Source organism: Neobacillus solisequens (assembly GCF_051233465.1).
Taxonomy (GTDB): Bacteria; Bacillota; Bacilli; order Bacillales; family Cytobacillaceae; genus Neobacillus.
Map to the genome: position 1 here is coordinate 14,792 of NZ_JBKFGJ010000004.1, position 24,994 is coordinate 39,785.

Here is a 24,994-nt window from a genome sequence, read left to right on the forward strand (position 1 = left end):
TAACCCCCTGTACTACTATTATTTAATTTTTTTATTGTTTCATTAATGGTAATCTTTATCGGAAATGGATTTTAATTAGTCGCTGCATTTACTGACATCCTTAGTTGGATGCATAAATGGTGATGCCTGAGGTCTGCGTTTGCTTTCGAGCAGTTCACGATTCTCGGTAGTATTCCAGCCAATATCATTCGTTGGATGGACCCATTCCTCTCCCGCCATGACAGCAGGATCCGTTTCCTTTGACCAATTTTCTAATGGGGAATTGCTAGAAGCATATTGACTGTCTCCAATAATAACTCCATGTTGATTAACAAAAGGAGCTTCCATTTTTATGCCTGTTCCTTTAAAGCTTGGAGCATTGGCTTGATGTGGTATTGTTTCATCTAAAATGACCTCGTCCTTTTCTGGCTTCTCTTGTTTCATCCATTGTCACCCCTGCTTTTTTCTTTATTTTTTACGGTAAATGCTTTTTTAATTTAAGAAAAATAAGGAAGAGAATATTACAGCTGAAATGTTTAAGACTATAAGTGTAAATATTTTTTGGAGGGATGACCAATGGCTAAACGAAAAGCTGAGTTTGATGCAGTAGAAAAATATACAAAAACCCCTAAAAGCAATATTCAGGAAAGCGAATTTTCAGCAGAATTTACTGATAATAATAATGCGATCCGGTTTCAAAATCGTAATTCAAAATTAGGGAAAAAAGGAAGAAGTTAAATGAAAGCCCGTCGAAAAACCCCCCCACGCATACCTGTTGAAGAATTCAGCGTTGAGTTCGGTGATGTAAATGGGGTGCCACTAAAAGAAAAGTATTTGGAAAAAAAGGCAAAAGGATTAAAAATAAGCCGGCTCTGCCGGCTTATTTTTAACCCTTAAAAGGAAAAAGAAGTGTTTGATTATTAGATGGGTCAAAGAAGGCTAATAAACAAGATGCTTGGTTAACGACTTCTCCTGTTAACATGTACTTCGACAAATCAAAGGATAACTCTTCAAGCATGGTATGTTTATATAACTCCTTTTCATCCAACTGTAATTCAAGAAAAGTTGGACCTAACAGTTCAGGTGTTTCAAGTATCTGTTTATATATGGCTGTTCGTTTACCCTTATCGTGGCTTGCTTCCCACCATGGTTTTCTTGGCTTATATTTATGATTTTTAAAATAATCATATTTCATTAAGCCAACAATCACATCCAGTTGTTCAGCGTTTATCTCCTGTAAAAACAAATAGAGTCGACGGAACAAATCCTCCAACTGATGGCCAATCCTTGACCAGCCTTTTTCATCCCAATAAGAACCGAAGTCTTGGAAAAAATCAAACGGAGATGCAAAAGTTTTTGTGACCAAATATTCTACCGTTGCATCCATTCGATGATCATTCCAATATTTTTCCAAAACGTCCTCTACTTGTTTGATCCTTACCATATCACCAAAAGAAAGGACATTATTACTTAAAATCTCATAAGGTGAATGGTCCATATATACATATTCATGTTCTTCAGCACGAAGTCTTACTCCTGTCCCGCGAAGCATCTTTAAAAACCCTAATTGCAATTCCTCAGGCCTCATCTCGAACACATCGTTGAAGGTTTTCTTAAATGATGCGTAGTCTTCCTCAGGAAGCCCGGCAATTAAGTCCAAGTGCTGATCGATTTTACCGCCATCTTTTACCATTGTGACGGTTCTTTTTAATTTTTCAAAGTTTTGCTTTCTTCGAACAAGCTCATTTGTGAAATCATTTGTGGATTGTACACCAATCTCAAAACGGAACAATCCCTTTGGTGCCTCTTGATTTAAAAACTCAATGACCTCTGGCCGCATGATATCCGCTGTGATTTCAAATTGAAAAACGGTTCCCGGTAAATGCTCATCAATCAGAAAACGAAACATTTCCATCGCGTAACTTCTGCTGATATTGAAGGTCCGGTCAACGAATTTAATGGTTTTAGCACCATTTTCCATCAAATAACGAATATCCTCTTTCATTTTTTCACGTTCAAAATATCGAACTCCTACTTCAATAGAAGAAAGGCAGAATTGACAGCTGAAAGGACAACCGCGACTGGTCTCAATATAGGTTACACGCTTACCTAAATGGGCGATATCCTCAGGGAACCGATAGGGTGATGGAATCTCTTTCAGATCCAACTTGTTTCTTTGGAGCGTCATTCGCACCTTCCGATCATGGCGATACGCAATCCCCGGTACTTGATCATAATTTTGATCACTTTGAATTTCAGATAGTAATTGTTTAAAGGTTAATTCACCTTCACCCATAACGATAAAGTCAACTTCTGGAACCTTTTCCATCCACTCGGCAGTATCATATGAGACTTCAGGACCCCCGAGCACAATTAATAAAGATGGTTCTATTTTTTTTAACATGTTTACAACCTTCAAGGTTTCTTCAATATTCCAGATATAACAACTAAAGCCAATGACAGAAGGTTTCTGTTGATATAGGTCTGAAACTATGTTCAAAATCGGATCCTTAATCGTGTATTCCTTTAGTTGAATATTGAATTCTGGAGCGGCATAGGCCTTTAAATAGCGAATTGCAAGGTTTGTATGGATATATTTAGCATTTAAGGTTGCACAAATGATATTCATTAGATTGAACTCCTCATTAAAATTGTACAAATAATTATTATAGCTTATTGTTGACGAAAATGACAGTCTACAAACAGCTTAAGAGATTTTTGCGCAGCAATAAGCACCATAAGGACTTTATCTGGAAAACATCCTGTTATATAACAAAAATATAACTGTTATATGAATGTAAACCGGCATTTTGTTAAGAATTTTCCAGTAATTATTCAATAAATAAAAATGTGTTTCAATATTTTTTTATCGATGTTTGATTTTTGTCACAGCTAAAAGAAATGAAAAGTCTTACAATGATTTTACAAAGTTAAATATTTATGTCGTTTTGATGGAGATTTTTCGAACAAAAAAGGGGAGGGACATTATGTCTATTTTACCAAATAAAAATGAACTGGGATTTTTTGAAATCCGATTAGAGTCTATTGGAGGATTGGGAGCAAACCTGGCAGGGAAAATGTTAGCTGAAGCAGGTGTTTTAGGCCTAGGTTTAAATGGCTCCAATTTTTCATCCTATGGTTCTGAGAAAAAAGGAACACCGGTAAAAAGTTTTATCCGATTCTGCGAACCTGAGACAGCCATTCGCGATCACAGTCCAATTGAACAACCACATATTGTTGGTGTATTTCATGAAGCTTTATATAAAACGGTAAACGTTGTTAGCGGCCTAAATGCTGATGGAATTGTTCTGGTCAACTCCACAAGAGACTTTGATGAAGTTAAGGAAGATTTAAAGTTAGAGTATGGAACTCTTGCAATCGTGGATGCTTTAACGATTGCTGTAGAAGAAAAGACAAAGGTAAATACAGCAATGCTTGGCGCGCTTTTCCGTATTTGCGATTTCCTTGATCCAGAATCAATGAGAAAAGTAATCCGCAAAACGTTTGAGAAAAAGTATCCACATCTGGTAGAACCAAATATCCGGACGTTTGACCGCGGTTATAACGAGGTTCAATTTAAAAACTATCAAGTTCCAGAAAATGCTGAAGGAAAGGGATTTACCCGCCCTACACCAATGCTTGGATACCTAACTCAGGAAATTGGCGGTGTCATTACGGCTCAGGCCAACAGTGTGTTAAAAGATTTAAGCGGATCACGGCAAGGATTCCTTCCTGAATTCCAACAAGAAAAATGCATAAACTGTGCTGCTTGTGATAATGTTTGCCCAGATTTCTGCTTTGTTTGGGAAGAAGGAGAAGATAAACGAGGCAGAAAGCAAATGTTCCTTAAAGGAATTGATTATCAATATTGTAAGGGTTGTTTAAAATGCGTAGAAGCATGTCCGACAGATGCGCTGGGTGACCTCCGCGAAATGATTGGTTATGCCGATGCAAATCGAGTGAAACAGAACTTTCCTTATGTAACAGGGGGGACTTTATAGTGGCAATTTTAGAAGATAAATTAACAGCTCAAGGGATAGCTGAACAAGTTTCTACATTTGAATCAGGTAATGAAATGGCTGCAATGGCGGCTGCGCAAATTAACTATCATATTATGGGGTATTTCCCAATTACACCATCCACTGAAGTTGCACAATTTTTGGACCAGATGAAGGCACGGGGGGAACATGACGTTAAGTTAATTCCTGCTGATGGTGAGCATGGTTCTGCAGGTATTTGCTATGGTGCCGCAGCAACAGGTGCAAGGGTATTTAATGCTACAAGTGCCAATGGCTTCTTATATATGATTGAACAGCTTCCAGTACAAGCGGGAACTCGCTTCCCAATGGTAATGAACCTAGTAACACGTGCAGTTAGTGGTCCTCTTGATATCCGTGGTGACCATTCTGACCTGTATTATGGTTTAAATATCGGCTGGGTAATATTAACGGCAAGAACACCTCAAGCTGTGTATGACATGAATATAATGGCGCTAAAAATTGCCGAGCATTCTAAAGTTCGTTTGCCGGTAATTGTGGCATATGATGGATTCTTTACATCACACCAAAAGAGAAAAGTACAATATTTTAAGGATCGTAATGTTGTTCAACAATTTGTGGGTGAATGTCCAACTGACTACAATTTTATCAGAGATCCGAAAAAACCGGTTACCATTGGTGCCCATATGAATGGCGAGGACCTGATGAATAACCACTTCCAGCAATCAGAGGCCATTTATCAAGCTGGCGAAGTCTTTAAAGAAGTAGCCGAAGAGTATGCAAAACTATCAGGAAGAGAATATTCAGTTTTAGATTTATATAGAATGGAAGATGCTGAGGTTGCGTTATTCCTATTAAACTCTGCTGCTGAATCAGCTAAAGATGTAGTGGATCAGCTCCGTGAGAAAGGTATCAAGGCAGGGGTGATCAGCCCTAACATTATTCGTCCATTCCCAGCAAAAGAAATCCGTGAAGCATTGAAAAATGTTAAAGCACTATTAGTTGGTGAACGTGCTGATTCATATGGGGCAAACGGCCCGAACTTAACACATGAAATTAAATCTGCTCTTCAGGATGACAAGAATAATCAAACGATCGTCCTAAGCCGTGTATTTGGTTTGGGCGGCAAAGATTTCTATGCAAGTGACGCACATGAGTTCTTCCATTTAGCGATTGATGCAATGGAAAAAGGCTATGCTGAAAAGCCATTTGATTATTTGGGGATTGTCCCTGGCGAGCCAGATAAAATCCTTAAGCCTGTTATTGAACCTCAGCAAGGTGATGTCTATAAGTCAGGCTTAATTGAAGTTAAGTTGGATGAAGAAAGCAACAAATTAAAGGTAAAGATCCCGCCGCTTCGCCAATTAACAACAAAGCCAAAACGAATTGCATCCGGTCATGGTGCTTGCCCTGGTTGTGGGATCTTTGGCGGACTAGAACTTTTCTTTAAAGGTATAGAAGGAGATATCGTTACACTTTTCCAAACAGGCTGTGCATATGTAACGACAACTTCGTATCCATATAGCTCTCATAAGCAAACCATGATGCATAACCTGTTCCAAAATGGCGCAGCAACCTTATCCGGTACTGTAGAGGCTTTCATGGAATTAAAACGACGCGGTGAAATCCAAGTTTCTGATGATGCAACTTTTGTTATGATTACTGGTGACGGTGGTATGGATATTGGTATGGGCTCTGCCATTGGTACAGCATTGCGCGGACACAAATTAATCATGCTTGAATACGATAATGAGGGTTACATGAATACAGGATCCCAAATGTCTTATTCGACTCCACTGGGTCATATGACAAGTACATCTGGTGTGGGTAAAGCTCAAAAAGGTAAAACATTCCACCATAAAGATACTGTTCAAATTATGGCTGCTACCAATATTCCATATGTATTTACCGGTTCTGAAGCATTTCCACAGGATTTGGTGAAGAAGGGTGCAAAAGCACAATGGTATGCCCAAAATGTTGGCACGGTTTATGGTAAACTTCTCATTACTTGTCCATTGAACTGGAAGTCTGAAGATCGCTATGGGACCAAAATTCTTGAAGAAGCGGTTAATTCATGTTTCTTCCCTCTTTATGAGATTGAACAAGGTGAAACTACCATTACCTATAATCCTGAGGATAAGAACAAGCGAGTACCTGTTACAGAATGGATTAAATATATGGGCAAGACCAAGCATTTATTAAAAGAAGAAAACAAACATTTATTGAAAGAATTTGAAACAGAAGTGGAGAAGCGCTGGCAACGTCTTAAGGCAAAGCACGAAAATCCATGGCTATAAATTTGAAAACGCAAGGCACAGTGTGATGCTTTGCGTTTTTTGTTGAATGAAAAATGGGGGACTTAACTATAAAAATATATTGAGAAAGTGAAAACGGTTACAAATTTTAGAAAGTCAATTATAATGTATATTTTCAGGAAGGAACAGTGATAAATGGCCGAGGGAAGGTGGTGTATTACATGTAAAAGACTTAAGCGGGAATTTGTCGTTTTATAGTAGAAAACTGGAAAAATATTGTCGAATATAGAAAGTTTTAGATTGTTTTGTCTACTTTTGCGAATGTATTTACTTTTAATAAAAATCTGTCATAATTCATCAAGTAGTCTATTTTTTGAATTACTAGTAAGAGGTAGGAGAGATAACATTGTACGAGTATAGTAATACCCATAGTGACATGATAGAGGAAATAAAGGTTAAAAGAGAGCAAATGATCGAGAGTGCCAATGCACTTGGTTTTACTAGTGAAGAAACAATTAGATGCAGTCAGGAACTAGATGAGTTAATTAATGAATATCACCGGATGATGGGACAAACTCCCAAAAGAAATGAAGAAATAAAATTTGCCTTTAAACAAATGATCATGGTTTGGCCTAAGGTATTAGTATAAAATGATCAATTTCTATCCTGGTAAAAGGATTTTTTATTGCAACTTAAAAAACGTGTTACTGTGAAGGCCTTAAACTAGTTAAAGCAATGCCAAAGGCCTTCTATGTACATGTTTAATCTTATTTAATATTAATCGTAGTACACGCCCCTTGATGCAACCTTCATAATCCTTCGGAATTTGTAACTAAAACAAGATTGAACAATCATTCTACATTATATCATCATAACTGTGATTTTTATCCTTGTTTATATCTCAATATTTCATATAGTTAAATTAATTCAAACTCCACCAAGAATTTGTAAACGAAACCTTGCCTCACTTGTATTTTATTAAACCACCATAAAGAATATGTCCAATCTACCTAAAATATTCCTACATATATTCCTGTCCACATAAATTAAGAGAAAACGATTGTTTTGGGGAATATGCTTCTATGACGATACATATATCGTAAATAAAAGCATTTTTTATAAAGATCGGAAGCAAACGCTTTCAATAGTAAGACAATATAGAGGAGGGAAGTCTTATATGCACATCGTTGTATGTGTCAAGCAAGTACCAGATACAAAGATTATTAAAATCAACCCAAAAACCAACACACTTGACAGAAGAAGTGCTCCAGCAATTTTAAATCCTTATGATGCGCATGCAGTACAGGAAGCGGTAAAGATTAAGCAAAAAGTGGGGGGGACTATTTCAGTATTGTCGATGGGGCCACCTCAGGCAACAGCTGTCATTAAAAAGAGCATCGAAATTGGCGCTGATAGGGGATATTTAATCACTGACCGTGCTTTTGCTGGTGCAGATACTTTAGCGACAAGCTATGCCCTTTCAAAAGCATTAGAAAGAATCAATAAGGAACTTCCTGTGGACATGATTATTTGCGGAAAACATGCTATTGATGGTGATACGGGGCAGGTTGGTCCGGGAATTGCTAGACGGATGGATATCCCCCCTATAACGAACGTCATTGAGACTGTAGAGGTTAATGAAAAAGAAAAAAAAGTTATTATAAAGCGGAAATTAACAAATGGATACGAATTAATCCAATCTGAAATCCCCTGTCTATTAACAGTTGAAAAGGAAATTAATGAAATTGAATATTCGCCAATGCCCAATATGATAAAGGCAGCTAGATATGAGTCGATTATCTGGTCAGTTAACGACTTGGAAAATGTGGATCGCGCCCAGCTTGGACTGAAAGGCTCACCGACTATTGTTGGAAAAATGTTTACACCACCAAGGCCAGAAGGTGGAAAAAAACTTGAAGGCACCTCTGATGAGCAGGTCAAGCAGCTAATGGATATCTTACTGGAGAAAAAAGATCTATTTACAATAAAGTCTTCTAATTAATGAGATCATTCATAGTCACAGGGAGGGATACACATGAATCTTGACGATTTCCGTGGTGTTTGGGTCTTTATTGAACAAAATGAAGGAAAAATTGAAGGAGTATCATTGGAACTACTTGGAGCAGGAAGAAAGCTCGCAGATAAATTAGAAGTTCCCTTAGCAGGATTTTTACTTGGCAATCATATCAAGCAGTTAGCAAATGAAGTGATATATTATGGTGCCGATCTTTGCTATTGTATTGACCATCCAGTATTAAAACAGTATCGCACTGAATCTTATATGAAGGGTGTCATGAAGCTTGCGCAAAAATACAAACCAGAAATCATTCTTTACGGGGCGACACCAAACGGAAAGGATTTAGCCAGTGCTGTAGCAACCGATTTAGTAACAGGACTGACGGCTGATACCACCATGCTAGATGCAGACATCACAAATCGTTTACTAGAAGCGAGCAGGCCTGCATTTGGTGGAAATATTATGGCCACGATTCTCTGTAAAAAGCATCGCCCACAAATGGCAACGGTTCGTCCCAAAGTCATGAAAGCATTAGAGCCCGATTCAAATCGAATGGGTCAAATCATTGAAGAAGAAGTAGAACTACATGAAGATGATATGCGAACAAAAGTGCTTCAAATTGTGAATGACGTAACAAAAAAGACAAATTTAGCCGAGGCACATGTGATTGTTTGCGGTGGAAAAGGAATGGGAGATTATCAAAACTTCCAGCTGATTCATGAATTGGCAGATACGATTGGTGCTAGTGTTGGAGGAACTCGTGATGTGGTAGAGGCAGGCTGGCTTCCGCATGAACAGCAGGTAGGACAAACAGGTGAAACGGTTACTCCAAAAATTTATTTTGCCATCGGTATTTCCGGAGCTATTCAGCATGTGGTCGGTATGAAGAACTCTGAGCTGATTATTGCTATTAATAAAGATCCAAATGCTCCGATTTTTGATGTGGCCACCTACGGAATTGTTGGAGATGCTTTAGAGATTGTGCCTCAATTGATTGAGCATTTTAAAATGCTGAAAGCTGAAAAAGGCGGTGAAATAAGCTATGCCTGAAAAATTTGATGTCATCGTGGTTGGGGCAGGTCCCGCAGGTACCGCTTGTGCCTTTACATGTGCAAAAAATGGGTTGAACGTACTGCTTATTGAAAGAGGAGAATACCCTGGTGCGAAAAACGTAATGGGAGGCGTACTCTATCGTCAGCAAATGGAAGAATTGATTCCGGAATTTTGGAAGGAGGCTCCGCTCGAACGACCGGTTATTGAGCAGCGTTTTTGGATGATGGATAAGGAATCAGTTGTTTCATTCGGCTATAAAGGACTTGAATGGGCAGTTGAGCCCTATAATAACTTTACGGTATTACGGGCACAGTTTGACCAATGGTTTGCATCTAAAGCAGTTGAAGCCGGTGCCCTCTTAATAAACGAAACAGTTGTAACGGAATGTATTGTTGATAACGGTAAGGTTGTCGGTGTTCGTACTGACCGTCCTGATGGGGAAGTATATGCTGATGTAGTGGTCCTTGCTGATGGCGTGAACTCACTGTTGTCCAAACAACTCGGCTTCCATAAGGAATTTCGTCCGGATGAAGTAGCATTAACGGTTATGGAAGTTATTAATCTACCAAAAGACAAGATTAATGACCGTTTTAACTTAGAGGACAACCAGGGCTGTACGATTGAAATTTTTGGTGATTCGACTAAGGGCAATCTTGGGACTGCTTTCCTTTATACAAATAAGGAAAGTCTGAATATCGGGGTAGGTACCACCTTATCTAGTATGATCAAAGCAAAAATGAAGCCATATGAATTGCTGGACTACTTGAAAAATCACCCTATGGTAAAACCGTTCATCAATGGTGGGGAATCGGCTGAGTATCTCGCACATTTGATTCCTGAAGGCGGCTTTCGTTCCGTTCCAAAGGTAGCGGGAAATGGTGTTGTGGTAATTGGGGATGCGGCCCAGCTTGTTAACGCCATCCATCGCGAAGGTTCGAACATGGCAATGCATTCGGGATTATTGGCTGCTGAATCGATTCTTGAAGCTAAGAACAGAGGAGACTACAGCGAATCCAGTTTAAATATTTACCGCGATAAACTATACGATAGCTTTATTATGAAAGATTTAGAGAAATATAAAGATGCTGCTCATACATTTGAAAAGTATCCGCAATATTTTAATGAATATGTCCCTATGATGAATAAAGCGATGAGCAAATTCTTTACTGTCGATGGAACACCTAAACGTGATAAACAAAAGCAAATCATGAAAAGTATAACAGCGGAAAAAGGCACATTACGGGTCATTCAAGATATGTATCGAGCTTGGAAGGCGGTGAAATAATGTCAACGAAGAATATTGAGGAAAAACAGTATCTATTACGTTTTAAGTGTGATACGAAGTCTCATTTAACCGTGCTTGACCATGATGTATGTATGACGCAGTGTCCTGATAAACTTTGTACAGTATTTTGCCCTGCAGAGGTCTATAAGTGGGAAGGAAAGCGGATGCAGGTTGGCTACGAAGGCTGTCATGAATGCGGCAGCTGCCGGATTGGCTGTCCGTACCAAAATATTAAATGGGAGTATCCAAAAGGCGGACATGGGATTGTATTTCGGTTAGCTTAAATCATGAATTGGCTTCAAAATGGAATGTTCTTTAACTAATCCGTGACCATTTTGTGACCAATGTAAATGAAAAAAAAACTCACGTAAATCAACCGTTTTTAGGAATATTTTTGACAATATGTGACCGCTTTTAATAATGTAGAGATGTATATTCAAAAGTGTTAACTAGCAAGGTGACCATATGTGACCAAAAAAACTTTCTGTTAAGGTTTCCTAGGATAAACCAGTTTAAATAGCTGGTTTATTTTTTTTAGATTTTTTGGACTTACAAAATAGGGAATGAAGTAAAAGTGTAAAAATGACAAAAATACCTCACTAATTCCATTTATTGTTAAATTCATTAAGAAGGATGAAGTCACATAGCTAATCACTTTCATTTATGTTTAGCTGAAAATTTAATGAAATATTGCTTTTATTAGGTACTAGGTTAGAAAGTTTTTCAGTGCTTACATTGTATACTATTAACAATGGCTTGGTATATTTAAAGGAAGTCTAGTTGTTGACTGGGTCTTTTGCTATAGTAGAAAGTAGCTAAGTCTCATTAAATATACACATTGATATAGATACATGGAGGAAAGAATATGGAGAAATTAACATTACAACAACTTGAATCCCATTTGTGGGAATCCGCGAACATATTACGTGGAAGTATTGATTCATCTGATTATAAGAACTACATATTTGGCTTACTATTTTTGAAGCGCCTCAATGACGTATTTGTGGAAACAGCAACACGTATTGAAGAGGAAGAAAATGATGATTATGGTTGGTATGACCGTGACGAGCATCAGTTCTTCGTTCCAGAAGGTGCAAGATGGGAAGATATTCGTTCTAAAACACAAGACATTGGCGATGCCATTAATAAGGCTTTTGAAAAGTTAGAAGAAGAAAACGCATCATTACAAGGGGTACTAGCAACAATCGATTTTAACGATAAAGAGAAGCTGCCTGATAACCTTTTACTACAATTGATGCAGCACTTTTCTAAAATCGAATTAAGCAATGAGAGTCTATCTGAGCCTGATATGCTTGGTCGAGCATATGAGTATCTGATTAAACAATTTGCAGATGATGCTGGGAAAAAGGGGGGAGAATTCTATACACCAAGTAAGGTAGTAGAACTCATTGTGAAGCTAATTAAACCAGAAGAAGGAATGCGTGTATGTGACCCTACTGTTGGTTCTGGCGGAATGCTGATTCAGTCAGTGGACTATATCAAGGAACAAGGTGGAAATCCTCGCAATCTTGTGTTACATGGGCAAGAAAGAAATCTTAATACTTGGGCAATTTGTAAGATGAACCTTCTATTACATGGATTAAGCGACCATCGTATTGAAAAAGGAGATACAATTCGTGAGCCTAAGTTATTAGAGGAAGGCGAACTAATCCTTTATGACCGTGTAATTGCTAACCCTCCATTCAGTTTGAAGAACTGGGGACGTGAAGAGGCAGAAAGTGATGAATACGGTCGTTTCCGTTTTGGATTACCACCAAAGACAGCAGGGGATTATGGATTTATACAACACATGATTGCAACGTTAAACCACGAGGGTAAAGCTGGAGTTGTCATGCCTCATGGTGTTCTATTCCGTGGTGCAGCCGAAGGGACAATTCGTAAAGGTCTAATTGAGGAAGACGTAATCGAAGCGGTTATCGGCTTACCTTCAAATTTGTTTTATGGTACAGGAATACCTGCATGTATCTTAGTCATTAATCGAAACAAGTCAGAAGAACGTAAAAACAAAATTCTCTTCCTAGATGGCGCACAAAATTATCAAGAAGGAAAGAATCAAAATACATTACGTGACCAAGACATCGAGAAGATAGTAGCAGCATACGAAAAGTTTGAACAAGTAGAGAAGTATTGTCGTCCTGTATGTATCGAAGAAATTCGTGAAAATGATTACAACTTAAACATTGCTCGTTATATCGACACAACAGAAGAGGAAGAACAAATTGATGTAGCTGCAGCAATAGCTGAACTTCGTAAGTTGGAGAAAGAGCGTGAGGAAATTGAGTCGGTAATGTATGGGTATTTAAAGGAGTTGGGATATGGTGAGTAAACAGGATTGGAATCATGTTTCGATTGGTGACATTGCCGAAATAAATAAAAGTTCATTAAGGAACAACACTCCTAAGGATTTTGAATTTGACTATATAGATATTGCTTCAATTACAAGAACAGGAGTTATCGAGAATACAAAGAAATTGACTTTTGGTGATGCGCCAAGTCGAGCAAGGAGAGTTGTGCGTGAGGGAGATACAATTATTTCAACGGTAAGACCATATTTAAAAGCATTTGCTTTTATCGAAGAAGACTATGACCAGCAAGTGTGTTCTACTGGTTTTGCTGTATTAACTCCTAAAGAAGCAACCGTAGACTCAAGGTATCTATATCAAACAATTTTGAGTGATAACTTTGTCGAGTATACCAAGTCTAAGATGACGGGGTCAAATTACCCTGCAATAAATGCGAGCGATGTTAAAGAGTACATAGTTTACTTGCCTCCATTGCAGGTGCAAAAAAAAATTTCAGCAATCCTTTTCTCTGTCGATGAAGCTATCGAAAAAACAGAAGCTATCATTGCACAAACAAAAGAAGTAAAAAAAGGACTAATGCAGCAACTTCTTACAAAAGGAATTGGACATACGAAGTTTAAGAGAACGGAAATTGGCGAGATTCCTGAGGAGTGGAATGTCGTAGCCTTGGGAGAAATAGCGGAGTTTATTAACGGTAGAGGATTCAAGCCGCATGAGTGGTCGACGAGCGGTTTTCCTATAATTAGAATACAAAATCTAAATGGTGGTCAGGACTTTAATTACTATGAGGGTGAATTTAATCCTAAAATACTAGTTGAACCAGAAACACTTTTATTCGCTTGGTCGGGCAGTAGAGGAACATCCTTTGGTCCACACATTTGGAAAGGTCCAACAGGTGTTTTGAACTATCATACATGGAAAGTAGTAAATCGTGAACATGTTGTAAAGGAATATCTTTATTATGCACTTAGAAAAATTACAACAAAGATAGAGAATGATTCACATGGAGCATCTGCCCTAGTCCATATGCAGAAGAGTGCTATGGAAATCTATAAGATAGCTTTGCCAAGTTTAGCAGAACAAAGAAGAATTGCCGCCGTTTTACTAACTATAGATAGTAAAGCGGAAAATGGGAATGCACAGTTAGAAAAGCTTAAACTTCTAAAAAAGGGTCTTATGCAATCCCTTTTAACTGGTAAAGTTTGTGTAAAAGTCGATGAGGTCGAGGTGACAAAAGTATAACCTCCCATAAGGTGTAGTCAGAAAAGCTTGTGGGAAATATAACCGCTTTTAAGGAGACGCCATTATGAAGAATTATGGGGAAGAACTTGCGTATTGGTATTTACGTTTTAACGGTTTCTTTGTATTAGACAACTTTGTTTACCATAGAACGCCGAATAATCGAGATGGGGATGCTGATTTACTTGCTATACGTTTACCATATGTAAAAGAGGTAATAGGCGGTAGAACGGACGACTGGGATGAGAAGTTGTTTAGTTATTTAGAGGAGTATGAAATAGCAGGGGTACTTTGTGAAGTTAAAACAGGACCTAGGGCAAATCCCTCAAGTGCTTTTAAGGAACGAAAATTGAAGCATGCTCTTAATAGAATAGGATTTTCTAACTTGGAAATCGAAAAAATGTTATCTAAACACGAAAATCGTTGTTTGTTAGAAAGTAACGGTAAGAAATTTTTAAAACTAGTTGTGTCAGAGTACGAAATTGAAAGAACAACAGCTTTCTTAACATTTTCTTTAGAATATGTTGAAGACTTTATTTACAATAGGTTAGAGGCTTATAGGCGTCAAAAGTATAACGCTAGGCACTTTTTTCCATCTTCTTTATTGCAATACATGATGTATAGAAAAGATAAAGAGTTATCGGAGAGATGGCGATGAATAAACAAAGATGGAACGAAAAAGAACTTGTTGAAAATCGCTTGATTACACAGTTACAAAAACTAGGTTATGAACACCTTCATGGTTCTTTTCTTGATACAGAAAGGGAATCAAGAGGTGAGATTGTACTAAAAGAGCGATTAAGCAAAGCTGTTTTACGTATGAATCCTTGGCTTTCGGATACAAATTTAGCTAAAGTCATACGTTCAATTACCCATATAGAATCAACTAGCTTAATGGAAGCGAACCAGAAGTTCCATGAGATGATAGTAAATATGATTTCTGTTCAACAAGACATTGGTAAAGGAAAGAAGAACCAAACAGTAAAACTCATTGATTTCGAGAGACTTGAAAACAATGAGTTTCTTGTGGTAGACCAATTTACCATCAGTTACGCTCAAGGTAATATTCGCCCTGACCTTATCATTTACATAAATGGATTGCCGCTTGTTATTGTTGAATGCAAAAGTCCGATGCTGCCTCCAGATGAACAAGTAGGTGAGGGAGTGCGGCAACTTAACCGTTATCAAAATACACATGAACAGTTATTCCACTACAATCAGTTCATGATTGCCGCTAGTAATGACCGAGCCAAAGCGGGAACGATTGGTGCAAAAGCACAGCATTATGGCGAGTGGAAAGACCCATATCCAAGGACTGTAGCAGAACTTGGAGTTTCTCCAACACCACAGGATATTTTGACAGCTGGAATGCTAACAAAGGAGAACCTACTAGACCTAATTCGTAACTTCATTGTCTATGAGCCAGTAGAAGGTCGTACCATAAAAAAACTTGCTCGCTATCAACAGTTCCGTGCTGTAAACAAAGCAATCGACCGTATTCTCCATGCAGAGGACAAAACTCAACGTGGTGGTGTTGTATGGCATACACAAGGAAGCGGAAAATCCCTTACAATGGTATATCTTGCGGTAAAGTTGCGACGTATCCAAGAGTTGAAAAATCCAACTATTATTGTTGTCACGGATAGAAAAGACTTAGATGACCAAATCTCTAACACGTTTCGGCGATGTGGTTTCCCTAATCCTCAACAAGCAGAATCAGTTACTCAATTGAGAAAGTTGCTTCAGCAAGGTACAGGTTCTACTATCATGACCTTGGTTCAAAAATTCCAAGAGGATGCGGAGACGAAGGAATTCAAGAATCTATCTACTGCTGAGAACCTCTTTGTAATGATTGATGAGTCTCACCGTTCCCAATATGGGGGACTGGCGACCACCATGAAAAGTGCCATGCCAAACGCTTGCTATTTAGCTTTTACTGGTACACCAATAGATAAGGAAGATAAGAGTACCAAGCGTGCATTTGGACCATACATCGACAAATATACTATTGAACAAGCTGTAGAGGATGGGGCAACTGTACCTATTTTCTATGAAGCGAGAATGGTTGACCTTCATGTACAGGGAGATTCGTTAGACGAACTTTTTGAAAGACAGTTCCGTGATTATAAAGAGGAAGACCGTGAACGGATTAAAAAGAAGTTTGTAACGGAAGAAGCAATTATCTCTTCTCGAAAGAGGGTTAAACGTATCGTGTTGGACATGATTGAACATTATGAAACTCACATTCAGCCTAACGGCTTTAAAGCGCAGGTTGTAGCGATAAGTCGGGAAGCGGCAGTAATATACAAAGAGATGTTGGATGAACTTAGCAACTATGAATCCAAGGTTATTATGTCAGCAGGACATAATGACAAGGAACATCTTCAAAAGCATCACATTTCAAAAGATGAAGAAAAAGAAATCATTGCTAGATTTAAGAAGCCAATGTCAGAAGACTCACTTTGTTTCATTATTGTATGTGACAAACTTCTAACAGGGTTTGATGCTCCAATAGAACAGGTAATGTATTTAGATAAACCTATTAAAGAACATAATCTTCTCCAAGCTATTGCTCGTACCAATCGTACGTATGATAAAAAGACATATGGTTTAATTGTCGATTACTACGGGGTTTCGAGATTCCTAGAGCAAGCGCTTCATATCTTTAATGAAGAAGATGTTCAAGGGGCATTACAAAATATTGATACTGAAATACCCAGACTTCAATCTCGTCACCGCTCTGCTATGCGCTTTTTTGATTACATCAATTTAGATAACCTAGAAGCATGCTTACAAGTACTTGAACCCGAGGATGTACGGAATGAGTTCGATACAGCTTTTAAACGGTTCTCACAAAGTATGGATATGGTCATGCCAAGTCCAAAAGCACATGATTTTGTAGGAGATTTAAGATTTTTAGGAAAGATTAGGCAAGCAGCTAAGTCTCGCTATCGTATTATTGATGGGATGGATATCAGTGATTGTGGTGAAAAAGTAAAGCAGCTAATAGAGGAGCATCTTGCCGCAGTTGGTATTGATGTGGTGCATGAACCAATTGATATTCTTTCTAATCGATTCGAAAGACAATTAGAGGAAACGAAGACACCAGAAGGCAAAGCAGCTGAAATGGAACATGCTATCCGTCATGAGATTCGAGTCAAGATAGAAGAGAATCCAGTTTACTATTCATCATTAAAGGAGCGTCTGGAAGAACTACTTCAGAGACGAAAAGACCGTCAGATAGATATCGATGAATTATTAAAAGAATATCATAATCTGGTTAAGGACATGCAAAATGCAGCGCAAAAGGGTGAAGAACAAGGCTTTTCTCGTGAGCAGTTTCCGTTTTATCAGATGTTAGAAAAAGAAATACCTCTATATGATGATATAGAGGACTTAAAAGCATTAACACATCTCATCACGGACACTATACAGCAGGAAGTAGTTGTGGAATGGACAAATAAAGAAGATGTAAAACGTGAGATGCGTAAGAAGATTAAAAAGCAGCTTCGAGTAAGTCCTTGTCCAAAAGAAAAGCTGGAAAGCGTAACACTAAAATTGGTAGACCTAGCTGCAATACATTACAAGAAGTAAAGAAAAAGCCATCTTACCCGAGATGGCATTTCTTTTTATTCCAATGTTAAAGTAGGTCCGTTTATACGTAACCATTCCTTACGTTGTTCATAATCGGGCAGTATAGAGCGTACAAAGTTCCAGTAAGCATCGCTGTGATTCATATACTTTAAGTGTGCTAATTCATGCACAAGTACATAGTCTACAATGGGCATCGGTGACATAATAATTCGCCAGTTTAAATATATATTGCCCTCGGATGTACAAGTCCCCCAACGCATTCTCTGCTCCTTCAATTGCACATCAGTAGGTTTAACACCCATCTTAGCACAATACAGCTTTAATCGTGATTGTATCTTTATATTACCATGTTCAAGATACCAAATCTTGAGCAAACCCGTCAATTGCTCCTTCTTCTCTATGTCATCCATTCCATTTGGAATACTTGCGATGAACCTTCCTCTTTCAAAGGATAGCTTTGCATTCTGTAGTCCTTGTTCCTTGTGTACCTTTAAACGATAATTTCGTCCTAAATATGTAAACTTTTCACCGCTGACAAACTCTTTTGGCAAGGGTGGTTCAGTTATCTCATTTACCTCCTTTAGTTTATGGAGGATAGTAGGTGCTTTCTTATGTACAATACCCTCAATTTGCTTGGTAGTAACACCTTTAGGGGCGATGAGCCGAATGCCTTCCATCCATTCAACAATAATAGATACGTCTTTTTTATCGTCGGCATATTCGATGTCATACTCAATAGCTGTAGTTCCATATTGAAAAGTCGGCATGCTATAACTCCTTCCCTTATATATAATCATTTTACGGAAGGAAGTATACTATGGCAAATATATTTGGAGTTCTCGCTTAGGTACTATGAATACATCATTGCATTTGAGGGTGTTAAGCAGGCGTAGAGGGCGGACCTTTATTCACACATCTTGAAGTAGAAAATCCCAATACGAGAAGGGTTTTGGTTGCCAAATAACAAATAAAAATAAATTATCATTGAGTATTTCTAAATGAATTTTCAATAAGTGTTTACATCATTGATAGAACAAGGTCAATCAAAAATGAGCCATTTAATATCTGAAAACATTAGGAATAAATTAAATGGTATTTAACTGAAAAAATCAAAAAGTTTAGTACATACTATTGATATATAAGGGTTTGTAGGGGATTACTGAGTGATTGGTACACTAGAGTTTGATTATGCTAAGGTAAAACTAGTATGAAATTACCCCATTAAAAAAGCATTATAGAATTAAATTCAAAATGAAGGTGATTGTGATGAACCTTTTATTTAAAATACATTTGTTGCTTGTTGCAGGTACTTTTGGATGTACTATTTCGGCAATAATTTCAATTTTTATTGGCGTCAAACCTACACCAATCACCTACATTTTTCTCCCACTTTGTTGGGTTTTAATGATTAAAACAAATCTTGCTTGGAAAATGCTCTGGGAAAAGTGGAAGAAAAAATAGTGAAAGAAGAATCATATACCATTTGCCTCCTTATCATAAGGAATAATTGAAACTGAATTAGAGAATAGGGTTGGCTTGGCTGAGGATGTAGGGGATATTAGAATTTACGAGATTCACAATAGAGAATATATTTATTAAGAAACACTATAAAAAAGATTAGCAAACTGAATTATGTCCGAATCAGTAATCATTGGAAAGTGTTTAGAAGAAGGAAGAAGTTAGAAAAAATGCTGAATGGTGAAGGATTTGAATAACACTATTTCCAAGTGTAACCTCATGATAATCAAGTGGTAAATAAATGTATTTATATTAATCTATTGCATAGCTTGATTGATAGTGTTAAAATGTTTTTATTTGAAATCTAAAATCGAATAAAGTATCAAAAAATATACTAGTTTGGAGAGTGAATCAAATGCGACAGCCTCATTTGGAGGCACACTAATTCTGTATTCCTATGACGTACTCAATGGGGATAGGCATAATTTTATGCCTATATTGGACAGGGTTAAGTGTGCTTCTGACGAGGTGGGTTGTATTGATTCACTCTTTTTTTGCGTTGTCTAGGAGGAACATGAAACATTTATCCTAAGGTTATAGCGTTACATAAGATTATTTAAACCTAAATTCAAAAAAATAACACCTAAAATGCAAGAAATGAAAGAAAAAGTTTATCGAATCCAAGATGTAAAAACTGTGCAAGATTTGTCCCTAATTACTATATAAAAATAAACTTATATAGAGATAAATCCTGCACAGGAAAGTATGGTTAAAATCAGTAATACAAATAAGGAGAAAGTAGGTGAACAAGGTGTCAAAAAAATGGACACTTGAAAACGCAGTAAAGAAGTTTAAACCAGAAAAGATGGAATCTTTGAAGAGGAATAAAGGTAATTTAAACACACGTGAATTAGAATCTCTTATCAAAGAAATTGTATGTTTTTATGAAGAGGTTTGGTATGAAGGCACTGGTAAGAAACGAATCATTTACACAGATAAGAAGCGAAAAGAAAAAGTTCCGAAAGAAGACAAGCGGCATTTCAATAAAGGAGTAGCACCAGCCCATTCAAAGCACTTAGCTCTTATGGTTATGAACAAGATGAATGATATTGACAACAAGGCAAGAACTCGAAATGGATGGGCAACCTATTTTGGTATTATATCTCCTGCTGAGCAAGATATCATGAAGGGCATATACAGTGAAGAAGCACTTAAGCCATACAAAGAATATATGATTGGATTAGGATTTATTGAGGGTGGAGAAGAGGAGATTTTTCAAGACCTAGCCAACACATTAAAAAATGTTGTTAGGGTTCATTTTAAAACTATACTTGACCAAGCAGAAGAGTTGAATCTGATTAGGATAATTTCTGCATGGAAAGGTAAAGTCAAAAATTCAAAAGAGCCAATTGATATAGACAATGATATTGCAAAAGTAATCAATAGTACTGAAGTAGAGTTACTCAAAAAGCATGGAATTAATAAATGGGAAGCTCTTAACTTTAAGAAATCCCCAAAGACCAAAGAGTTTAAAGCTGAGTGGCTTGAATATATCGAGAATGTTGAAGATGAAGAAGGTAATGCAATGCAATTGCAGTACATTTACGAAGTATTCCAAATTATGGTGATGAAAAATTATGCCTTTGACGAATTTATTAAGGCACATTATCCTTCTGAAATTAATTCATTCAATTTGCTTGAGAATGAGGAGGCATACCATGATAATCTGCTTGATTATGTAATAGAAAATGCAACAAAAAAACATGATAATTATTTGATGAAGAAATTGGACAAGAGAATTCAGAATGATGAAGATTTGAAAACGGTCATGATGGATATTGGTTTAATAGAAGAACAGGCTGCTGCATTTGTTAAAGAAACGGAGGTAGCAGAAGTAAATTTATACGAAACTGAGCCTTCACCTTACTTGGATTTACTAGCAAGCAAAAAATATATTGATTGTGTTAAAAACATTCATATCCGATTGCACAGCATGAACGAAATTGAAATTGAGGAAATCAGAGCAATGCAACAAATGAAGGAAAAACAAATTGAGAAGGAATTGGAACAGATGGGTTTAACAAACCCAGAAAAATCAGATAGTGATAGGAATGTTAAGCATGGAATTAGTATTAATAATAAATTCCATGTGGATATTGAATACCATGAAGAACTGACCGAAAAAGAACAGATAGAACAACACCAAACTAATCAAGTGGCTAAGAGTGCTGCAACTGAAAACAGTCAGGAAGAAAAAGTCACCATTGTAAGTAAGGTGAACCCAGTGGAACATTTTGAATCTATTCGAATGGGGGATTTTTCAGCGTTCAGTGATAATAGTAAAAAAGTTAAGAAGATGCTTAAGAAGCAAGAGTTGATGACTAAAATTGAACAGGAGCAAATTAGACAAGAATCAGAAAAACAGCGAAGATTCGAGGTTGAAAAATTAAAAGCTGAATGGAACAAACGTCAAGCTGAAACAGAAGCATTTAGAAAGAAACAGGAAGCTGAAACAGCAGTGGAAGCCGAAAGGATAATTGCTATTATCAACGGAAATTAACATGGACACCCTACTAAAGGGTGTCCTTTTTGCATTGTAGCGGATAATTGAACATGAGTCGGTATCAAAGACATCGTTTCACAACTATTAATAAAACTCGTCTTTTATATGGTTTGCACATGGGTTGCAACCCTTTTTTGTATCTGTATGATATTTCATTAAGTTCAATAAATAGACAAAAGAGTCTTAGTTCTTTTGTTGTTGATATTTGTCATTTTATGGTTGGATATGGGATAATATACAAGGTGTAGGAGATAGTTTCAAGTGATAAGGATATGTAATTGATATTGAACAATACACACAATTTTTGCAATGATTGCTGAAAATGTTAAACTGAATCGTATTGTATTAAGGAAAGTGTGAATAGTATGAATTACATGTACTTGAATAGATTTTTTAGCAAAAAATATTTAATGGATGCTTTGTTTACTAATGCATTCAATGCAGAAGTCTTTATTGAAGAAATCAAAAAAAATTATAATATTTTGACCAAAGATTATAGGAATGAGTTTTTCTTTAAAAATACTCTATTCAATAAGTTGGTATTAGGAAAGTACAGTTTAACAACTACTGCCGCTTTTAGTGAGATGACAGTTGGAAAATCAAAAGCTGATTTTGTTTTAATAAATCACAATAAAGGTATGGTTTATGAGATTAAAACCGACTTAGATAACCTTGATAGATTAGTGTATCAATTGGATGATTACTCAAGTGCCTTTAGTGAAGTGTATGTTGTAACTTCTGAAAAGAATTACTATCCAGTCTACAAAGTTGTAAAAGAATCAAATCAATCAGTAGGTATCATAGTTTTGACAGACAATGTTACTTTAAGCGTTAGGAAAAAAGCTATTGAAAATAATAGTAATTTGAATCATGAGGTTCTATTTAAGCTATTAAGAAAAAATGAATATGAACAAATTCTATTATTAAAATTTGCATGTTTACCGAATGTAAAACCTGTACAATACTTTAAAACATCTCTTCAATGGTTCAAAACCATTAATATCAAGGAAGCGCAGAAGTTGGTATTTTATCAGTTGAGAAAAAGAATTGATATAGAGGGTGATGAGATATTTAAGGGGTTACCAATGCAAATTAGATGGCTGGTTTACACGGGTAACTTTAAGTACAAAGAACTGTGTGCAATATCTGACAAACTGAATTTATACTAGGGGGAGAGGAAATGTATTTTCCGATTATTAGAGGAAGACAATATGATTTACTAGCTCTTAGGGAATTGCAGGTTAGTGGGCTTTTAAGTGAGAGAGTTATTCCAATTATTGAGCCTATTAAATTAAGTTCTACTTTAATGTCTACTGTCAAAGTATTTGAAGAGAACTATCGAAAATTAATAATAGTGTCGAATCCAAGAGTTGGTTCATTTAAGGGTGAACTAGTATTTCCTAGTGTTTATCAACAATTTAAAGAGTTAATGCTTAATGATTCTGTTATTATTGGACATCATTTGAATAGAGATTCAGATAATCAAATAAAGCAATTGCAACAAGAGTTCAATGTAAAACTAGAAGATATTGTAATTATTCATTCTGAGAGAAACCTCGTACCTTTGTATAGAGAAATTTTTAATGCTTCAAAAGCACAACTTAATGTAATTCCATCTGATAATTCTTTTCGTAGGCAATTAAGTGGTCATGAATTAGCAGGATTAAGTGATAAATTTAATAAACTTCCTAGGAACGTAGACTATTTGGAACAAGAGAATGAGTTTTTTTCAGAGGAACATCTTTTTTTCATAGATGAAGGATATATTGGATTTTCAGACTACTCTGTAGTCGGCGAAGAATATAACGAAAGTGGTTTTGCACCGTATGCAGTAGCAATTCATATTGTTTATCCAAATGCTGAAAATGCCTTAGAGATTACTCATTTTGTTTCAGATTCTAATAGTGACACCAGTGACCCTGCGGGTAAATTTTCAGAAGCCTTGGAAAAGTTGATAGAGTGGTATCAACAATTTATGTCAGATGGAAGAATGAATACTTTAGCTATGCAATGCTTTGTACAGCACTACAAAGAAGGAACATACCCTGGTTTACCAACTCTAAAGAAATTATCTATCATGCATCATCTAGAATTAATCGGTAGATTGTTAGACTAGGAGATGAAATAAATGAATTGTTGCATCAAATGTTTCATTTCATCAGAAATAAAAAGTATTATAAAAAGTTTGGGGAACGTTGGTAATTGCAGCTTTTGTGGTAGTAACAATGTTCATGTATATAACCTTCATACCGATAAAGGACTAGATGAATTGTTTAATGATATTTTAAGCATATTTAAGTTAGGTACTGATTTGATTGTTGACGGTTTTTCACAATACAAACTAATTAGTATAAAAGATGAGTTCGAAAAGAAATGGAATATTTTCACTAACTTTGATGGAAGTAAAATTCATTTATTTTTACATTCGCTTCTTGAGCGAAATCACCCAGATAAACTTCATTTTTTGAATAATCAAGTTGGAATAATAGAATGGATGAATGATAGTTATCTTGAAAAGAAGTCAGTATTGAAAGGATATTCTTGGGATGAATTTTTGAAATACATTAAACATGAAAATAGATTTCACTCGAACCATGTAAATTATGAGGTATTAAAAGATTACATAGAAAGACTTACAACTATTGTTGAAGACGATAATTTTTACAGAGCAAGAATTTCAAATAATAAAGAATTAGATAAAGAAGGGATGGGAGCACCTCCTCCATCAATTGCAACAGCTGGAAGAGCGAACTCAGAGGGGATTAGTCATTTGTATTTAGCAAGTGATATAGGAACTGTAATTAGTGAAATTCGTCCTAGCATAAGTGATACTGTTTATGTAGGGAAATTTCCAATTAGACAAGAACTAAAGGTAGTAGATTTTCGATTACTGAAAAACTTAGATGTTTTTAGATTTACTGACCCCACAATGTTTGCAATCAACTTAGATATATTCAATGAAATGGCTAAAGCTATCTCAAAGCCAGTTCGTAGCGGGGATAGTAAATTGGATTATTTACCTACGCAATTTATTGTTGATTACATAAAAAGCCTAAATGAAACTGAATCAGCAGGTTACCATGGTATTGTCTTTGAGAGCACATTGAGTACTAGTGGATATAATTTAATGGTATTTGACCATGAGCTATTAAGTTGTATAAGGGTAGAAAAAAGAATAATCCAAACTTTAAACTATACGTCCGTTCAATGTGTTTAACACCACTCCTTT

At 36.5% G+C, this 24,994-nt stretch carries 20 protein-coding genes; 17 read left to right on the forward strand and 3 right to left on the reverse strand.

Annotation, left to right across the window (positions count from 1 at the left end):
• Positions 1-75: 75 nt before the first annotated feature.
• Positions 76-423, reverse strand: coding sequence for a DUF3905 domain-containing protein (locus ACI3K6_RS05820; RefSeq protein ID WP_435554099.1), 348 nt, complete (start codon positions 421-423; stop codon positions 76-78).
• Positions 424-555: 132 nt separating this feature from the next.
• Here ACI3K6_RS05820 and ACI3K6_RS05825 point away from each other — a divergent pair, with 132 nt between their 5' ends.
• Entirely contained in the window at positions 556-717 is a 162-nt protein-coding gene (locus ACI3K6_RS05825) for a hypothetical protein (protein WP_335475972.1), read from the forward strand.
• Entirely contained in the window at positions 718-876 is a 159-nt protein-coding gene (locus tag ACI3K6_RS05830) for a hypothetical protein (RefSeq protein WP_435554100.1), read from the forward strand.
• On the opposite strand, the gene ACI3K6_RS05835 is transcribed toward ACI3K6_RS05830, so the two are convergent.
• Positions 866-2,608 (reverse strand): B12-binding domain-containing radical SAM protein, encoded by a 1,743-nt coding sequence (locus tag ACI3K6_RS05835; RefSeq protein WP_435554101.1) that lies wholly within the window; start codon positions 2,606-2,608, stop codon positions 866-868. The two genes, ACI3K6_RS05830 and ACI3K6_RS05835, sit on opposite strands and share 11 nt — an antisense overlap.
• Positions 2,609-2,966: 358 nt before the next feature.
• On the opposite strand from ACI3K6_RS05835, the gene ACI3K6_RS05840 reads away from it, so the two are divergent.
• The 11 genes from ACI3K6_RS05840 (at position 2,967) to ACI3K6_RS05890 (ending at position 17,744) form a co-directional block, all read left to right on the forward strand.
• On the forward strand, positions 2,967-3,980 hold the full coding sequence (locus ACI3K6_RS05840) for a 2-oxoacid:acceptor oxidoreductase family protein (RefSeq protein WP_335475967.1): 1,014 nt from the start codon (positions 2,967-2,969) through the stop codon (positions 3,978-3,980).
• Positions 3,980-6,274 carry a thiamine pyrophosphate-dependent enzyme gene (locus tag ACI3K6_RS05845; protein ID WP_435554102.1) on the forward strand — a complete coding sequence of 765 codons (2,295 nt, stop codon included), beginning with the start codon at positions 3,980-3,982 and terminating at the stop codon, positions 6,272-6,274. The genes ACI3K6_RS05840 and ACI3K6_RS05845 overlap by 1 nt, the downstream gene beginning before the upstream one ends.
• A 364-nt stretch (positions 6,275-6,638) precedes the next feature.
• Positions 6,639-6,881 carry an aspartyl-phosphate phosphatase Spo0E family protein gene (locus ACI3K6_RS05850; protein ID WP_335475965.1) on the forward strand — a complete coding sequence of 81 codons (243 nt, stop codon included), beginning with the start codon at positions 6,639-6,641 and terminating at the stop codon, positions 6,879-6,881.
• 528 nt (positions 6,882-7,409) lie between these two features.
• The gene (locus ACI3K6_RS05855; protein WP_335475963.1) at positions 7,410-8,234 is read left to right on the forward strand and encodes an electron transfer flavoprotein subunit beta/FixA family protein; all 825 of its coding nucleotides are present in this window, start codon (positions 7,410-7,412) and stop codon (positions 8,232-8,234) included.
• A 33-nt stretch (positions 8,235-8,267) separates the two neighbouring features.
• Positions 8,268-9,299, forward strand: coding sequence for an electron transfer flavoprotein subunit alpha/FixB family protein (locus ACI3K6_RS05860; RefSeq protein WP_335475961.1), 1,032 nt, complete (start codon positions 8,268-8,270; stop codon positions 9,297-9,299).
• Entirely contained in the window at positions 9,292-10,587 is a 1,296-nt protein-coding gene (locus ACI3K6_RS05865) for an FAD-dependent oxidoreductase (RefSeq protein ID WP_335475959.1), read from the forward strand. Before ACI3K6_RS05860 ends, ACI3K6_RS05865 begins: the two co-directional genes overlap by 8 nt.
• Positions 10,587-10,871, forward strand: a complete 285-nt coding sequence (locus ACI3K6_RS05870) for a ferredoxin family protein (RefSeq protein WP_335475957.1) — start codon at positions 10,587-10,589, stop codon at positions 10,869-10,871. Before ACI3K6_RS05865 ends, ACI3K6_RS05870 begins: the two co-directional genes overlap by 1 nt.
• A gap of 581 nt (positions 10,872-11,452) precedes the next feature.
• Positions 11,453-12,934, forward strand: a complete 1,482-nt coding sequence (locus ACI3K6_RS05875) for a type I restriction-modification system subunit M (protein WP_435554103.1) — start codon at positions 11,453-11,455, stop codon at positions 12,932-12,934.
• Positions 12,927-14,153: a restriction endonuclease subunit S gene (locus ACI3K6_RS05880; protein ID WP_435554104.1), complete on the forward strand. Its 1,227-nt coding sequence runs from the start codon at positions 12,927-12,929 to the stop codon at positions 14,151-14,153. Before ACI3K6_RS05875 ends, ACI3K6_RS05880 begins: the two co-directional genes overlap by 8 nt.
• Before the next feature lie 64 nt (positions 14,154-14,217).
• A complete protein-coding gene (locus tag ACI3K6_RS05885) occupies positions 14,218-14,808 on the forward strand; it encodes a hypothetical protein (protein WP_435554105.1) in 591 nt (196 codons plus the stop codon).
• Positions 14,805-17,744, forward strand: a complete 2,940-nt coding sequence (locus ACI3K6_RS05890) for a type I restriction endonuclease subunit R (protein WP_435554106.1) — start codon at positions 14,805-14,807, stop codon at positions 17,742-17,744. Before ACI3K6_RS05885 ends, ACI3K6_RS05890 begins: the two co-directional genes overlap by 4 nt.
• 35 nt (positions 17,745-17,779) lie before the next feature.
• On the opposite strand, the gene ACI3K6_RS05895 is transcribed toward ACI3K6_RS05890, so the two are convergent.
• Positions 17,780-18,511 carry a M48 family metallopeptidase gene (locus tag ACI3K6_RS05895; RefSeq protein WP_435554107.1) on the reverse strand — a complete coding sequence of 244 codons (732 nt, stop codon included), beginning with the start codon at positions 18,509-18,511 and terminating at the stop codon, positions 17,780-17,782.
• Positions 18,512-20,013: 1,502 nt separating this feature from the next.
• Between ACI3K6_RS05895 and ACI3K6_RS05900 the strand changes: the two genes are divergently transcribed.
• From ACI3K6_RS05900 to ACI3K6_RS05915, 4 genes are all read left to right on the forward strand, one after another.
• Positions 20,014-21,762: a hypothetical protein gene (locus ACI3K6_RS05900; protein WP_435554108.1), complete on the forward strand. Its 1,749-nt coding sequence runs from the start codon at positions 20,014-20,016 to the stop codon at positions 21,760-21,762.
• A 368-nt stretch (positions 21,763-22,130) separates the two neighbouring features.
• Positions 22,131-22,934: a sce7726 family protein gene (locus ACI3K6_RS05905; protein WP_435554109.1), complete on the forward strand. Its 804-nt coding sequence runs from the start codon at positions 22,131-22,133 to the stop codon at positions 22,932-22,934.
• A gap of 11 nt (positions 22,935-22,945) precedes the next feature.
• Positions 22,946-23,881 (forward strand): sce7725 family protein, encoded by a 936-nt coding sequence (locus ACI3K6_RS05910; protein ID WP_435554110.1) that lies wholly within the window; start codon positions 22,946-22,948, stop codon positions 23,879-23,881.
• A gap of 12 nt (positions 23,882-23,893) precedes the next feature.
• Positions 23,894-24,982 carry an RES domain-containing protein gene (locus ACI3K6_RS05915; RefSeq protein WP_435554111.1) on the forward strand — a complete coding sequence of 363 codons (1,089 nt, stop codon included), beginning with the start codon at positions 23,894-23,896 and terminating at the stop codon, positions 24,980-24,982.
• The last annotated feature ends 12 nt before the right edge of the window (positions 24,983-24,994 follow it).